Origin of the sequence: Agromyces sp. NPDC056389 (assembly GCF_042262385.1) — a bacterium.
GTDB lineage: Bacteria > Actinomycetota > Actinomycetes > Actinomycetales > Microbacteriaceae > Agromyces.
In genome coordinates, this window is sequence record NZ_JBHJPN010000002.1 from 624,332 (window position 1) to 637,626 (window position 13,295).

Genomic DNA, 13,295 nt, shown 5'->3' on the forward strand with positions numbered 1-13,295 from the left:
ATCATTCGGCCACCTCGACACGTGGGAAGAGCGCCTCGAGCGGCGCGACCTGCGTGCCGGTCGCCCAAGAGTCCGCCTGATCGATGCGCTGCCCCTGCACGGTGCCGGGGGCGCCGAGCGCGGTCCAGAGCTTCGCCGTCGCGACCGGCAGCACGGGAGAGAGCAGCACGGCGAGGGTGCCGAGGCCGTGGTACGCCGTGGCGAGCACCGTCTCGAGTCGGTCGCGCTGCGCCGGGTCCTTCGCGAGCGTCCACGGCTCCTCGATCGTGAGGTAGCCGTTGAGGGCGTCGACGAGCTCCCAGGCTGCGCCGATCGCCTCGTGGATCGCGAGTCGGTCGATCGCCTGCCACGAGGCATCCGTCGCCCGGCGCTCGACGCCCGCGATCTCGATGTCGGCGGCCGTCAGCGTGCCGGCGGTCGGTACGGCGCCGTCGCAGTAGCGGGTGATCATCGCGATCACCCGCGAGGCGAGGTTGCCGAAGCCGTTCGCGAGCTCGGCCTGATAGCGCGCCGCCAGATCCTCCCAGGAGAACGAGCCGTCTTGGCCGAACGCGATCGCGCGCAGGAAGTAGTAGCGGAAGGCGTCGGAGCCGAACGTCTCGGTGATCTGCTCGGGGGCGATGCCCGTGAGCTTCGACTTCGACATCTTCTCGCCGCCGACGAGGAGCCAGCCGTGGGCGAAGACGCCCTTCGGCACCTCGAGGCCGCCGGCGAGCAGCATCGCGGGCCAGATCACGGCGTGGAAGCGCAGGATGTCTTTCCCGATGATGTGCTGGGCGGGCCAGCGCCGCGCGAACTCGGCGTCGTCTTCGCCGTAGCCGGCCGCGGTGATGTAGTTCAGCAGCGCGTCGAACCACACATAGACGACGTGCGACTCGTCCCACGGCACCTTCACGCCCCAGTCGAACGTCGACCGCGAGATCGACAGATCGGCGAGGCCCGACTTCACGAACGAGACGACCTCGTTGCGCGCCGACTCGGGCTGCACGAAATCGGGCCGCTCCTCGTAGAGGGCGAGGAGCTTGTCGGCGAACGCCGACATGCGGAAGAAGTAGTTCTTCTCGTGCAGCAGCTCGACGGGCTTCGAGTGGATCGCGCAGACGAGCTGACCTTCGTACTCGCCCGTGCCCGCAACGAGGTCGGAGGCCTGCTTGTACTCCTCGCAGCCCACGCAGTAGTAGCCCTCGTACTCGCCGGTGTAGATGTGGCCGTCGTCGTAGAGCTTCTGCAGGAACTTCTGCACGTTCTGCTCGTGCCGCGCCTCAGTGGTGCGGATGAAGTCGTCGTTGGCGATGTCGACCGTCTCGAGCAGCGGGATCCACGCCTCGGCGACGAGCTTGTCGGCCCACTGCTTCGGCGTCACGCCGTTCGCGGTCGCCGTGCGCAGGATCTTCTGGCCGTGCTCGTCGGTACCCGTGAGCATCCAGGTGTCGTCGCCCGCCTGGCGGTGCCAGCGTGCGAGCACGTCGGCAGCGACCTCCGTGTAGGCGTGCCCGATGTGGGGCACGTCATTCACGTAGAAAATGGGCGTGGTGATATAGAACGAGGAGCCGTCGGCCATCCCCCAATCCTACGGGCGACCGGATGTCCCGGAGTCCCGGTTACGCCGGCGCCGACGAACGCTCCCGTCGAGGATGGCGGGGGGCACCGCCTCCTCCACCTCCATGTGCTCGTGCGGGGTCGGCACGCCGAGCGTCACGTCCTGCTCCTTGATCGCGGGCTCGTGCACCTTCTGGCCGGCGTAGCCGACGACCCGCATGCCGAGCACGATCTTTCCGGGCGCCTCGCGCCGGTCGAGCGCCCGATAGGCGTCGGCGACGGATTCGAGCGGGAAGATGTCGGCGATGGGCAGCCGCGCCCGCCGCGCCGCGACGAGCGCGGCGACGCGTCCGAGCGCCACGACGTCGCCGGCGTAGAGCTTGACCGCCTCCTCCTCCTGCACGGCATCCCAATCGAGCACCGTGAGGATCCGCGCCCGCGGCACGCCGAGCGCGATCGCCGCGTCGGTCTCGCCGCCGAGGAAGTCGAGGAAACCGGTGACCGGCCCGGGAGCGACCGGCCGTACACGCTCGGCGAGGTCGGGCCCGTACGCGACGGGCAGCACGCCGAACTGCCGCAGGAAGTCGAAGCGGGTCTCGATGCTCGTGCCGATCACGGTTGCGCCCCGCATTCGGGCGAACTGGGCCGCGAGGCATCCGACGCCGCCCGCCGCCGCCGTGATGACGACCGTGTCGGACGGCCCCAGCGCGAGCCCCTCGACGGCCGTCCATGCGGTCGTGCCCGCCACGTAGAGCGAGCCCGCCACCTCCCAGGTGAGTTCGGGCGGCTTCGTCAGCAGTTGCGTCTCGGGCACGACGACGTGGGTCGCATGGGCGCCGCGATCGACGAATCCCATGACCTCGTCGCCGTGCGAGAACGACGACACGCCGGGGCCGGTCGTGGCGACGACTCCCGCGAGATCGCGACCCTGCAGCGACGGGAAGGTCACGGGCCAGCGATCGGGATGGTCGCCGCGCCGGATCGAGCTCTCGACGGGGTTCAGCCCGGTCGCGAAGACCGCGACGAGCACTTCTCCCTCGCCCGGAACCGGCATCGGCTCCTCGACGACCTCGAGCACCTCGGGTCCTCCGTGCTCCGAGAATCGGACGACGTGAGCCAGGTCGTGAGTCGGGTCGTGAGACATCTCGCACCTCCACCGCTCTCCGGGTACTGCCATTCTCCGCCTGCCGGGTGGATTCCGACAGGGCTGGACACGGGGCGCCCGCTCCCGGTAAGAGGGGCCGGCGCCCTGCCCGACTCAGCCTCGCTTCCGCGCCTGCAGCGCCGCCTCGTAGAGATCGCGGGTGCTGAGGCCGCTCTCCGCGGCGACGAGCGCGGCCGCGTCCTTCAACCGGGTGCCGGATGCCGCGAGCTCGAGCACTCGCGCGAGCGCGTTCTCGGGGTTCGCCTCCTGCTCTGCTGCGCCCCCGACCACGATCACGATCTCGCCGCGCACCCCGGCCTCGGCCCACGCCGCGAGCTCCCCGAGCGGGCCGCGACGCACCTCCTCGTACATCTTCGTGAGTTCACGGCAGACGGCGGCGGGCCGGTCGGGCCCGAACGCCTCGGCGAGCGCGGCGAGGCTCGCGGCGAGCCGCGACGGCCCCTCGAAGAACAGCAGGGTGCGGCGGTCGCCCGCGAGCTCGGCGAGGCGCCGGCTCCGTTCACCCGCCTTGCGCGGCAGGAACCCCTCGAACGCGAAGCGGTCGGTCGGCAGCCCCGACACGGCGAGCGCGGTGATCACGGCCGACGGCCCCGGGAGCGCGGTGACCTCGACTCCGGCCTCGGCGGCCGCTGCCACGAGCGGGAACCCGGGGTCCGACACGGTCGGCATGCCGGCGTCGCTCAGCACGAGCAGGTCGGTGTCGCGAGCGAGCTCGACCAGCTCGGCCGCCTTCTGCCGCTCGTTGTGCTCGTGCAGGGCGACGAGCTTCGGACGGTTCTCGATGCCGAGGCCGGCGAGCAGTCGCTGCGTCACCCGGGTGTCTTCGGAGGCGATGACGGTCGCCGCCTCGAGGGCGTCGCGCAGACGGGCGGAAGCGTCGCCGAGATTGCCGATGGGCGTCGCCGCGAGGATGATCATGGTCTCAAGCATGACACCAGCCCGTCGGCCGGACTCGTTTAGGGTTGGCCCATGGGAGTGGAGCCGGGCGCCGCCGAGACGCGCGATGAACGCATCGGCGAGGCATCCGCTCACGACGAACCGGCAGACGCCGTCGCCGCCGAGACCGACGAGACCGACGAGATCGACGATCCGGTCGAGGAGCGCCGGGGCACACGCCTCGACGACTGGTGGGCACGGGTGCTGTCGACCCCCCGCCGGCGCGTGCTCTGGTACTGGGGTGGACCGATCCTCGTCACGCTCATCGCCGCGGTGCTGCGGTTCTGGAACCTCGGGCATCCGCAGGCGATCGTCTTCGACGAGACGTACTACGTGAAGGACGCGTGGACGCTCCTGCAGAACGGCTACGAGTCGAGCTGGCCCGAGGGCGCCGACGCCGACTTCGCGGCGGGCGACACCGGTGTCTTCAACGACGCCCCCTCCTATGTGGTGCATCCGCCGCTCGGCAAGTGGATGATCTCGCTCGGCATGGCCGCCTTCGGCGCCGGCGACGCGTTCTGGTGGCGCGCCTCGACCGCGCTCGCGGGCACGATCGCCGTCTTCCTGATGACGCTCATCGCTCGCCGCCTGTTCGCGTCGACGATGCTCGCGGTCATCGCCGGCCTGTTGTTCGCGGTCGACGGCAACGCGATCGTGATGTCGCGCGTCGCACTGCTCGACAACTGGGTCATGCTCTTCTCGCTCCTCGGGTTCTGGTTCGTGCTGCTCGACCGCAGCCGATCGAACCGCCTGCTCGAAGGCCGCCTCGAGGAAGCCCGCGCCTGGGGCCGCGAGCCGCACTACGGGCCGGCGCTCTGGGCCCGCCCGTGGGTGGTGGCCGCCGGCGCCGCGTTCGGCGCGGCGAGCGCGGTGAAGTGGTCGGGCCTCTGGTTCCTCGCCGCGTTCGGCATCTACCTCGTGATCGTCGACGCGGTCGCCCGCCGCCGTGCCGGGGTCCCCTTCTGGCTGTCGGCGTCGATCCTGAAACAGGGTCCGGTCACGTTCCTGCTCCTCGTGCCCGTCGCCGCCGTCGTGTACCTCGCGTCGTGGACGGGGTGGCTCGTGACCGACGGCGGCTACTACCGGCACTGGGCCGAAGAGGCGGGCAACGCCGCGACCGGGATGTTCTCGTGGGTTCCGCTCGCCCTGCAGAGCCTCTGGCACTACCACGAGGCGGCCTACGGCTACCACGTCGGCGTGCACAGCCCCCATCCGTGGCAGTCGAATCCGCTCACCTGGCTCTTCATGATCCGCCCGACGAACATGTACTTCTCCTCGACGGAGGACGGCTCGGGGGGCTGCGGCGCCGACACGTGCTGGTCGTCGATCATCGAGGTCGGCAATCCGCTCATCTGGTGGGCGGCGGCGGCGGCGTGCTTCTACCTGGCCTACCGGCTGGTGCGGTACCGCGAGTGGCAGGTCGGGGCGATCCTCGTCGGGCTCGCGGCGGGGTACCTGCCGTGGCTCGGCTACCTGAACCGCACGGTCTTCCAGTTCTACTCGATCGCGTTCGAACCCTTCATGGTGCTCGCGCTCGTCTTCGTCATCGGGCTCGTGCTCGGTCGGCGCGACGACCCGTACTGGCGACGCGAGCGCGGCATCGCCACCGTCGTGATCTACCTCGGCTTCGTACTGGCCGTCTCGGCGTTCTTCTTCCCGATCTGGTCTGGTGTTCCCGTGGTGCCGACGTTCCGCCAGCTGCACTTCTGGCTGCCGAGCTGGGGATGACGCGTCGGCCGGCGGGCGTCAGTCGCGGAGCGGCCGGAAGAACTCCCGCATCGCGGTGGCGACCGGCGCGGGCGACTGCTTGACGGTGAAGTGCCCGCCGCTCGGCAGTTGCCGCCAGTCGCGGATGTCGCGGTAGGTGCGTGCGGCGTAGCTCTGCGGGAACCCGCGCTCGCCGTACTGCACGGCCACGCCCACCGGCACCTCGACCGGCGGCATCGGCGCGGTGTCGAACCGATCGTCGTAGTACGCGCGGAACGAGGTGCCGATGCTCTGCGTCGCCCAATAGAGGGTGATCGTCGTGAGCACGTCGTCGTCGCTCCACGCGGCCCGGTACGCGTCGTCGCCGCCGCTCCAGGTGCGGAACTTCTCGACGAGCCACGCGGCGAGCCCAGCGGGCGAGTCGTTCAACGCCGCGGCGAGGGTGTCGGGCTTCGTCGACTGCAGATCGCTGTAGGCCGACTCGCCGAGCCACTTCGCATCGAGCCATTCCCGGAACGCGAGCTCCTCCTCGGTGGGATCGGCGCGCCGTTCGACCGAGGGGAACGCGGCGTGGGTCGCGAAGAGTCCGAGCACCGACTCCGGATGCAGCGCCGCCGTCCAATCGCTGATCCACGTGCCGACGTCTTCGCCGTAGCTCGCGTAGCGCTCGTAGCCGAGCACGTCGTGCATGAGCGCATGCCATCGCTCGGCGATCTCGTTCGCGACGAACTGCGCTTCGCCCGGGGCATCCGAGAACCCGAAACCGGGCAGCGACGGCACGACCACGTCGAAGGCGTCGCCCGCCGTGCCGCCGTGACGCACGGGGTCGACGAGGTACGGCACGATCGGCAGCATCTCGGCGAAGGTGTACGGCCAGCCGTGGCTGAGGATGATCGGCACCGGCGCCGGGTCGCGCCGCTCCGCGCGGATCCAGGCGAAGTGCACGCGGCCGCCGCCGACATCGGCGCTGAACTGCGGCACCGAGTTCAGTCGGCGCTCGACCGCACGCCAGTCGAAGGCACCGCCCCAGTAGGCGAGCAGGCGTTCGAGCTCGGCGGGATCGGTGCCGGCCGACCACGGCACCCCCGGCGTCGGCGGCGGGAGCCGGCGCCCGGCTATGCGTCGGCGCAGGTCGATCAGCACGTCGTCGGCGATGTCGACCTTGAACGGCTCCATGCGGCGACGCTACCGCCGACCGCCGACGATCGGCCCGGGAGCTCGCCGATCGATACCGGCGTCGGCGTCCGCGTCGGATACCGTTGTGCGGTGCGACGTTTGCTGCCGGGACTCGTCGTCGCGGCATCCGCGGCGCTCATCGCGTGGCTCGCGCACCTGGCCTTCCCCGCCGTGCCGCTCCTGACGGCCGCGGTCGCACTCGGCATCGTCGTCGGGCAGATCCCGGCACTTCGGCCGAGCCTCGGCGGCACCCTCGCGCCGGGCATGCGGGTCGCCGCCCGTCGGCTGCTCCGCATCGGCATCGTGCTGCTGGGGTTGAAGCTCAGCCTCGTCGACATCGCGTCGCTCGGCTGGATCACGATCGCGACGACGATCACCGTGGTGGTGCTCACCTTCGTCGGCACGATCGGCCTCGGCCGGGCGCTCGGCCTGCCTGGCCACCAGCCGCTCCTCGTCGCGAGCGGCTTCTCGATCTGCGGGGCATCGGCGATCGGTGCGATGGGCGCCGCGGTGCGTGCCCGCGATGAGGAGCAGGCCGTGCCGGTCGCCCTCGTCACCCTGTGCGGCACCCTCGCGATCGCGGTGCTGCCGGCCCTGTGGCATCCGCTCGGGCTCTCGAACGTGCAGTTCGGGCACTGGGTGGGTGCGAGCGTGCACGACGTCGGCCAGGTGGTCGCCACCGCGCAGATCGCCGGCACGGCGGCGCTCGCCGTTGCCGTCGTCGTCAAGCTCACCCGGGTGCTCATGCTCGCCCCGATGGTCGCGATCACCGTCGCGGTCGAGCGGCGACGGGCGGTCGAGGTCGAGGGCCCTCGCCCCGCGATCGTGCCGCTCTTCGTGGCGGGGTTCCTCGCCGCCGTGCTGCTGAACACCTTCGTGCCGCTGCCCGAGTGGGTGCTGACGGGCGCCGACGCGCTGCAGACGGCGGTGCTCGCGATGGCCCTCTTCGCGCTCGGCGCCTCGATCCGTCTCGGCGAGCTCGCGAGCACCGGGTGGCGGGCCCTCGTCGTCGGCCTCACCTCGTGGGTGCTCGTCGCGGGGCTCGCCTACGGCGCCGTGCTGCTCGGCTGAGCCGCGACGCCCGCTCGGTCGCCCGTCACACCGCGATGACGATCTTGCCGCGCACCTCGCCCGACTCCAGCATGGCGACCGCCGCAGCAGCCTGCTCGAGCGGGAACACCCGGTCGACGACCGGACGCACCTCGCCGACGTCGATGCGCCGCGCGAGTTCGGCGAGGTCGTCGCCGCTGCGCACCGCCGCGAGCGGCCGGAGACGCTGCGACACGAACGGCGAGATGACGGATGCCGCGGCCAGTCGACTCATCGGCCCGAGCACCGTGCCGCCGCGGCCCGACGACAGCACGAGCGTGCCGCGCGGCGCGAGGGAGCGACGCACGCGACCGAGGGCGTGGTCGGCGACGAGATCGAACACGATGTCGTAGCGGCCGGTGTTCGCGGTGAAGTCCTCGGCCGTGTAGTCGATCACATGGTCGGCGCCGATCGCCAGCACATGCTCGGCCTTCGCGCCGCGGCAGACCCCGGTCACCTCGGCGCCCGCCGCCTTCGCGAGCTGCACGGCGAATCCGCCGACACCGCCCGAGGCTCCGTTGACGAGCACATGCCGGCCCTGGGCGACACCCGCGAGGCGCAGGCCCTGCAGGGCCGTCGTACCCGAGACCACGACGGCGGCGGCGTGCACGGCGTCGACCGAGGTCGGTCGGGCGGCGACGAAACGCTCGGGCACAGCGACGAACTCGGCGAAGCCGCCCTGATCGGATTCGGCGAAGACGGCGTTGCCGACCGCGAACCGCGTGACGGAGGCGCCGACCGCGACGACCTCGCCCGCGACATCCCGGCCGATGATCGACCGCTTCGGCCGCCGGAGGCCGTAGGCGAGTCGCACCGCCCGCGGTTCGCCGCGCATGAGCAGCACGTCGCCCATGCTGACGGCGACCGCCGCGACGCGGATGAGGACCTCGTCGGCCGCGGGTTCCGGCGCATCGACCTCGGCGAGCGCGAGCTCGTCGGGGCCGCCGTAGCGGTGCTGCACGACCGCCCTCATGCTGCGGCCCGCTTCGGTGACGGCGACGGAGACCATGACGACGAGGATGCCGCCGGCGACACCGCGACCACGACGCTGCCGACCTTGTGCCCGGTGTCGACGCGGCGGTGCGCCTCCGCGATGTCGTCGATGGCGACGATGCGATCGATGACCGGCACGAACTCCCCCGCGTCGATGAGTTCGACGAGCAGGGCGAGTTCCGTCGCCTTGAGCCGGATGTCGCGGAGTCCGGTGAAGGCGATCGCCGCCCGCCGCCCGCGGCTGACCCAGCGTGTGACCGGCCACTGCACCATGATCGCCGCCGACGGCACCGTGGTGAGGTAGATGCCGTGGGGCGTGAGCGCGCGCCGGGCCGCGCCGAACGAGCGCTTGCCGACCGCGTCGAAGATCACGTCGTAGGCGCCGCGCGCCTCGGCGAAGTCCTCGCTCGTGTAGTCGATCACGCGGTCGGCGCCGAGCGATGCGACGAGCGGCGCGTTCGCGGTGCTGCACACGCCGACGACCGTCGCGCCGAAGTGCCTCGCGAGCTGCACCGCCGCAGATCCCACCGTGCCGGACGCCCCGTTGACGAGCACGACCTGGCCGGGCGCCAACTCGGCGAGATCGCGGAGGAAGGGCAGGGCCGTGAGGAACCCGTCGACCGTTGCGACGGCCTCGGCCGCGTCGAGCCCGCCGGGGATGTGCGCGATCGGCGCGTCCTCGGCGATCTTCACCAGCTCGGCGTGCGCGCCCATCGCCGGCGCGAGCGTGCCGAAGACGCGGTCGCCCGGCGCGAATCGGGTCACGTCGGCGCCCGCGCGCTCGACGACGCCGGCGAAGTCGGACCCCAGCACGGGATGCTTCGGTCTCGTGAGTCCGAAGAAGAGGCGGGCGAAGCGCGGTGTACCGCTGCGCCCGGCGCTGTCGGACGGGCCGACCGTGCTCGCCTCGACCCGTACGAGCACCTCGTTCGCTTCGATCTCGGGATCGGCGGCCTGCTGCAGGTGCACCACCTCGGGCGGGCCGTACCGTTCGTAGACTGCGATTCTCATGATGCCGACTCCTCCGCGTCCGTTGCCGCGTCGTGTTCGGGGTACTGGAAGACGTCGTCGAGCGGCACCCCGAAGATCCGCGCGAGCTGGAAGGCCATCTCGAGCGAGGGCGAATAGCGCCCCTGCTCGATGGCGATGATGGTCTGACGGGTCACCCCGAGACGCTTCGCGAGCTCGGCCTGGGTCATCTCGCCGGCCCTGAACCGCAGCGAGCGGATCTCGTTCGTGACCCTCGTGGGCTTCACCATGCCGGTACTCCCCTGCGATAGGCGACGAGCTTGGTGATGCTCGAGACGACGGCGGAGAGCACGAAGCACAGGTAGACGGTGTTCGCGATCCAGAACCCGTCGGCATCGAACATCGCGAGCACGAGCGCCCCGAGGGCGCCGATCACGACGAACGAGCTGCCGACGCGCTCCCCCAGCCGGTCGATCTCCTTGTCGCGGATGTCACCTCGCGTGCTCTCGCTCGGCGAGAGGATCTCGACGAGGATGCGCCCGACGATCGAGGCGACGATCGCGCCGCCGATCACCCAGAGCATGGCCGGCACGTAGTCGATCTGCGCGGCCGCGGTGCCGCCGAACAGCTGCGGCAGCACGAGCGAGAGGTACACCGTGCTGCCCACGATGGCGACCACGAGGTAGACCCACGTGCCCTTCTCCTCGTACGACATGGCCGTCTCCCTTGCGTGTCAAAGATTGTTTACATCCCAATGTAAAGCGCAGGCGACATCATGTCAATGATTTTTTACATCCGTCGGACCCGCACCAGACGTCGAACCCGCATCGGACGACGAACGCGCGACTCGAGATCCGAGCCGCGCGTTCAGCGAGTGCGATCGGCGGGCCTAGTGACTGCCGCCGTCGACGAACTTGAGGCCGACGACGCAGCCGACGAGCCCGAACAGCAGGACGATCTTCAGCCACGAGACATCCGTGTCGCCCGTGATCATCGCCCAGATCACGGTGAGCGCCGCGCCGATGCCGACCCAGACCGCGTAGGCGGTGCCCGTGGAGATGTCGCGCATCGCCCAGGCGAGGCCCGCCATCGAGAGCGCGAGTGCACCGAAGAAGACGACCGACGGCCAGAGCTTCGTGAAGCCCTCGGACTTGCCGAGCGCGGTGGCCCAGACGGCTTCGAGCACGCCGGACACGATGAGGATGACCCAGGCCATGTTGTTCACTCCCGTGGCCAGTCTTGTCGCGTTCCGGGTACTGATCCCTCGTCCGGGGCCGCAGTCGGCGGCCTGAGATGATGCTAGCAACCGGGGCTGGGCAGGCACTGTGCAGCAGATCGAGCGGATGCCGCGGCGCGCGTCATCTGCTCGGGTCATGCAACGCGAGCGACCTCCGCGAAGTGCTCGACGACCGGGAACGGATCGTAGAACCGGTGCAGCAGCTCTCGCCAGCGGCCGTACTCGGGCGATCCGCGGAACCCGACCTCGTGGGCCTCGACGCTCTCCCACTGCACGAGCAGCAGGTACTCGTTCGGCGTCTCGATCGAGCGCGAGAGCTGCAACTCGATGAAGCCGGGCATGCCGGCGATGATCGCCTTCGCCTCGGCGAACGCCGCTTCGAAGTCGGCCTCGTGGCCGGGGACGACGGGCAGCAGTGCGTGTTCGAGGATCACGGGCCCACGGTAGCGCGTCGGGCGCATTCCCCTGCGCGCCATCCGTTGCCCTGCGTTACGACGCCGGGCGGTGCGGGTGGCCGCCCGCAGTAGCGTTGCCGCATGGCAGACCGCGAATACGGCTTCAAGACCCGCGCCATCCACGCGGGCAACATCCCCGACCAGGTGACGGGCGCCCGTGCGCTGCCGATCTACCAGTCGAGCGCCTTCGTCTTCGACGACACGGCCGACGCTGCAGCTCGGTTCGCCCTGCAGAAGTACGGCAACATCTACTCGCGCCTCGCGAACCCCACCGTTGCGAGCTTCGAGGAGCGCGTCGCGAGCCTCGAGGGCGGCCTCGGCGCCGTCGCCACCGCGAGCGGCCTCTCGGCGCAGTACATCACCTTCGCGAGCCTCGCGGGCACCGGCGACCACATCGTCGCCTCGGCGAACCTCTACGGCGGCTCGATCACCCAGTTGGATGTCACGCTGCGCCGCTTCGGCATCGAGACGACGTTCGTGCAGTCCGCCGACGCCGCCGACTACGCCGCCGCGATCACCGACAAGACGAAGGCCCTGTTCGTCGAGACCATCGCGAATCCCTCGGGCGAGATCGCCGACCTCGAGGCGCTCGCCGACGTCGCGCACGCGCACGGCATCCCGTTCATCGTCGACTCGACGATCGCGACCCCGTACCTGAACCGACCGATCGAGTGGGGCGCCGACATCGTCACGCACTCCGCCACGAAGTTCCTCGGCGGACACGGCACCACGCTCGGCGGCGTCGTCGTCGAGTCGGGCCGCTTCGACTGGCACTCCGAGAAGTTCCCGCTCTTCGGCCAGCCCGTGCCGAGCTACGGCGGACTCCAGTGGTCGGGCAACTTCGGCGAGTACGCGTTCCTCACGCGGCTCCGCGCCGAGCAGCTGCGCGACATCGGCCCCGCGCTCGCGCCGCACTCGGCGTTCCTGCTCGCGCAGGGCGTCGAGACCCTGCCGTACCGCATCCAGGCGCACATCGACAACGCCCGTGTCGTCGCCGAGTGGCTCGAGAGCGACCCGCGCATCGAGCGCGTGCTGTGGGCGGGCCTGCCCGGCCACCCGCACCACGACCGGGCGCTGAAGTACCTGCCGAAGGGCCCGGGCTCGGTGTTCAGCTTCGAGGTGAAGGGCGGCCGCGCCGTCGGCCAGGCCCTCATCGAGAACGTCAACCTCGCGAGCCACCTCGCCAACATCGGCGACGCCAAGACGCTCATCATCCACCCCGCATCGACCACCCACGCGCAGTTGACCGAGCAGCAGCTCGTCGACGCAGGCGTCCTGCCGGGGGTTGTGCGACTGTCGGTCGGCATCGAGGATGTCGAGGACATCATCGACGACCTCGACCAGGCCCTCACGATCGCGACGGGAGCAGCACGATGACCACGCAGGCCACGAGCACGGCAGCGCTGAGCGCGACGGATGGCGCGGCATCCGCTGCCCTCGAAACCGGCGATCTCGAGACCGTGCGCCTCGTCAACGGCCTCTCGTGCGAACTCCCGGCGAGCTCGCCGCTCGCGAGGCTGCTGAAGTCGCAGCGCACCTGGACCGGGCCCGATGCGAAGCAGCGGCTGAAGATCCTGAACGCAGCGAAGTCGGTCGCGATCGTCGGCGCCTCGCCGAAGCCGCAGCGCTCGAGCTTCTTCGTCGGCACGTACCTGCAGCAGTCGAGCGACTACCGGTTGTACTTCGTGAACCCCATGGAGACCGAGATCCTCGGCCAGCCCGCCTACGCGAGCCTCGCCGACCTGCCCGAGGTGCCCGACATCGTCGTGGTGTTCCGCCGCGGTTCCGACATCCCGCAGGTCGTCGACGAAGTGCTCGCCTCGGGCGCGAAGACGATCTGGGTGCAGCTCGGCATCTGGAACCAGGAGGCCGCGTACTACGGCGAGGAGCAGGGGCTCACCGTCGTCATGGACCGCTGCATCAAGGTCGAGCACGCCCGCTTCCACGGGGGCCTGCACCTGCTCGGCTTCGACACCGGCCAGATCACGGCGCGCAAGACCGTTCGCTGAGCGACGGACACGAGCCGGCC

Annotated in this window: 14 protein-coding genes and 1 riboswitch; of the genes, 4 read left to right on the forward strand and 10 right to left on the reverse strand. The window is 70.6% G+C overall.

What is annotated here, in order from left to right; all coding sequences use genetic code 11:
- Nucleotide 1: 1 nt before the first annotated feature.
- From metG to rsmI, 3 genes are all read right to left on the reverse strand, one after another.
- Nucleotides 2-1,561 carry a methionine--tRNA ligase gene (metG, locus tag ACFCVM_RS15895; RefSeq protein ID WP_375837565.1) on the reverse strand — a complete coding sequence of 520 codons (1,560 nt, stop codon included), beginning with the start codon at nt 1,559-1,561 and terminating at the stop codon, nt 2-4.
- A gap of 9 nt (nt 1,562-1,570) precedes the next feature.
- Nucleotides 1,571-2,683 carry an NADP-dependent oxidoreductase gene (locus ACFCVM_RS15900; RefSeq protein WP_375837567.1) on the reverse strand — a complete coding sequence of 371 codons (1,113 nt, stop codon included), beginning with the start codon at nt 2,681-2,683 and terminating at the stop codon, nt 1,571-1,573.
- 114 nt (nt 2,684-2,797) lie between these two features.
- On the reverse strand, nt 2,798-3,622 hold the full coding sequence (rsmI, locus tag ACFCVM_RS15905) for a 16S rRNA (cytidine(1402)-2'-O)-methyltransferase (protein ID WP_375837647.1): 825 nt from the start codon (nt 3,620-3,622) through the stop codon (nt 2,798-2,800).
- Nucleotides 3,623-3,673: 51 nt separating this feature from the next.
- On the opposite strand from rsmI, the gene ACFCVM_RS15910 reads away from it, so the two are divergent.
- A complete protein-coding gene (locus ACFCVM_RS15910; protein ID WP_375837569.1) occupies nt 3,674-5,368 on the forward strand; it encodes a dolichyl-phosphate-mannose--protein mannosyltransferase in 1,695 nt (564 codons plus the stop codon).
- A gap of 18 nt (nt 5,369-5,386) precedes the next feature.
- Here the strand turns inward: ACFCVM_RS15910 and ACFCVM_RS15915 are convergent, their stop codons facing one another.
- The gene (locus ACFCVM_RS15915) at nt 5,387-6,523 is read right to left on the reverse strand and encodes an epoxide hydrolase family protein (protein ID WP_375837571.1); all 1,137 of its coding nucleotides are present in this window, start codon (nt 6,521-6,523) and stop codon (nt 5,387-5,389) included.
- Nucleotides 6,524-6,613: 90 nt separating this feature from the next.
- Here ACFCVM_RS15915 and ACFCVM_RS15920 point away from each other — a divergent pair, with 90 nt between their 5' ends.
- A complete protein-coding gene (locus ACFCVM_RS15920; protein WP_375837573.1) occupies nt 6,614-7,594 on the forward strand; it encodes a YeiH family protein in 981 nt (326 codons plus the stop codon).
- A 25-nt stretch (nt 7,595-7,619) separates the two neighbouring features.
- On the opposite strand, the gene ACFCVM_RS15925 is transcribed toward ACFCVM_RS15920, so the two are convergent.
- The 6 genes from ACFCVM_RS15925 to ACFCVM_RS15950 all read right to left on the reverse strand — a co-directional run bounded on the left by ACFCVM_RS15925 (nt 7,620) and on the right by ACFCVM_RS15950 (nt 11,245).
- Nucleotides 7,620-8,621, reverse strand: coding sequence for an NAD(P)-dependent alcohol dehydrogenase (locus tag ACFCVM_RS15925; RefSeq protein WP_375837575.1), 1,002 nt, complete (start codon nt 8,619-8,621; stop codon nt 7,620-7,622).
- Complete coding sequence (locus ACFCVM_RS15930; RefSeq protein ID WP_375837577.1) at nt 8,582-9,616, reverse strand: NAD(P)-dependent alcohol dehydrogenase; 1,035 nt, start codon at nt 9,614-9,616, stop codon at nt 8,582-8,584. Before ACFCVM_RS15930 ends, ACFCVM_RS15925 begins: the two co-directional genes overlap by 40 nt.
- The gene (locus ACFCVM_RS15935; RefSeq protein WP_375837579.1) at nt 9,613-9,864 is read right to left on the reverse strand and encodes a helix-turn-helix transcriptional regulator; all 252 of its coding nucleotides are present in this window, start codon (nt 9,862-9,864) and stop codon (nt 9,613-9,615) included. Before ACFCVM_RS15935 ends, ACFCVM_RS15930 begins: the two co-directional genes overlap by 4 nt.
- Nucleotides 9,858-10,289: a hypothetical protein gene (locus tag ACFCVM_RS15940; RefSeq protein WP_375837581.1), complete on the reverse strand. Its 432-nt coding sequence runs from the start codon at nt 10,287-10,289 to the stop codon at nt 9,858-9,860. The genes ACFCVM_RS15935 and ACFCVM_RS15940 overlap by 7 nt, the downstream gene beginning before the upstream one ends.
- 174 nt (nt 10,290-10,463) lie before the next feature.
- A complete protein-coding gene (locus ACFCVM_RS15945; RefSeq protein ID WP_375837583.1) occupies nt 10,464-10,790 on the reverse strand; it encodes a DMT family transporter in 327 nt (108 codons plus the stop codon).
- A gap of 12 nt (nt 10,791-10,802) precedes the next feature.
- Nucleotides 10,803-10,867: riboswitch (guanidine-III (ykkC-III) riboswitch) on the reverse strand.
- A gap of 78 nt (nt 10,868-10,945) precedes the next feature.
- Nucleotides 10,946-11,245 (reverse strand): antibiotic biosynthesis monooxygenase family protein, encoded by a 300-nt coding sequence (locus tag ACFCVM_RS15950; RefSeq protein ID WP_375837584.1) that lies wholly within the window; start codon nt 11,243-11,245, stop codon nt 10,946-10,948.
- 102 nt (nt 11,246-11,347) lie between these two features.
- Here ACFCVM_RS15950 and ACFCVM_RS15955 point away from each other — a divergent pair, with 102 nt between their 5' ends.
- The gene (locus tag ACFCVM_RS15955; RefSeq protein ID WP_375837586.1) at nt 11,348-12,643 is read left to right on the forward strand and encodes an O-acetylhomoserine aminocarboxypropyltransferase/cysteine synthase family protein; all 1,296 of its coding nucleotides are present in this window, start codon (nt 11,348-11,350) and stop codon (nt 12,641-12,643) included.
- A gap of 140 nt (nt 12,644-12,783) precedes the next feature.
- Nucleotides 12,784-13,275, forward strand: coding sequence for a CoA-binding protein (locus ACFCVM_RS15960; RefSeq protein ID WP_374191138.1), 492 nt, complete (start codon nt 12,784-12,786; stop codon nt 13,273-13,275).
- Nucleotides 13,276-13,295 lie beyond the last annotated feature (20 nt).

Coding starts and splice junctions, on each gene's coding strand:
- ACFCVM_RS15910 (WP_375837569.1), top strand. CDS start 3,674: ATGGGAGTGGAGCCGGGCGCCGCCGAGACGCGCGATGAACGCATCGGC.
- ACFCVM_RS15955 (WP_375837586.1), top strand. CDS start 11,348: ATGGCAGACCGCGAATACGGCTTCAAGACCCGCGCCATCCACGCGGGC.
- ACFCVM_RS15935 (WP_375837579.1), bottom strand. CDS start 9,864: ATGGTGAAGCCCACGAGGGTCACGAACGAGATCCGCTCGCTGCGGTTC.
- ACFCVM_RS15940 (WP_375837581.1), bottom strand. CDS start 10,289: ATGTCGTACGAGGAGAAGGGCACGTGGGTCTACCTCGTGGTCGCCATC.
- metG (WP_375837565.1), bottom strand. CDS start 1,561: ATGGCCGACGGCTCCTCGTTCTATATCACCACGCCCATTTTCTACGTG.
- ACFCVM_RS15915 (WP_375837571.1), bottom strand. CDS start 6,523: ATGGAGCCGTTCAAGGTCGACATCGCCGACGACGTGCTGATCGACCTG.
- ACFCVM_RS15945 (WP_375837583.1), bottom strand. CDS start 10,790: ATGGCCTGGGTCATCCTCATCGTGTCCGGCGTGCTCGAAGCCGTCTGG.
- ACFCVM_RS15930 (WP_375837577.1), bottom strand. CDS start 9,616: ATGAGAATCGCAGTCTACGAACGGTACGGCCCGCCCGAGGTGGTGCAC.
- ACFCVM_RS15925 (WP_375837575.1), bottom strand. CDS start 8,621: ATGGTCTCCGTCGCCGTCACCGAAGCGGGCCGCAGCATGAGGGCGGTC.
- rsmI (WP_375837647.1), bottom strand. CDS start 3,622: ATGATCATCCTCGCGGCGACGCCCATCGGCAATCTCGGCGACGCTTCC.
- ACFCVM_RS15900 (WP_375837567.1), bottom strand. CDS start 2,683: ATGTCTCACGACCCGACTCACGACCTGGCTCACGTCGTCCGATTCTCG.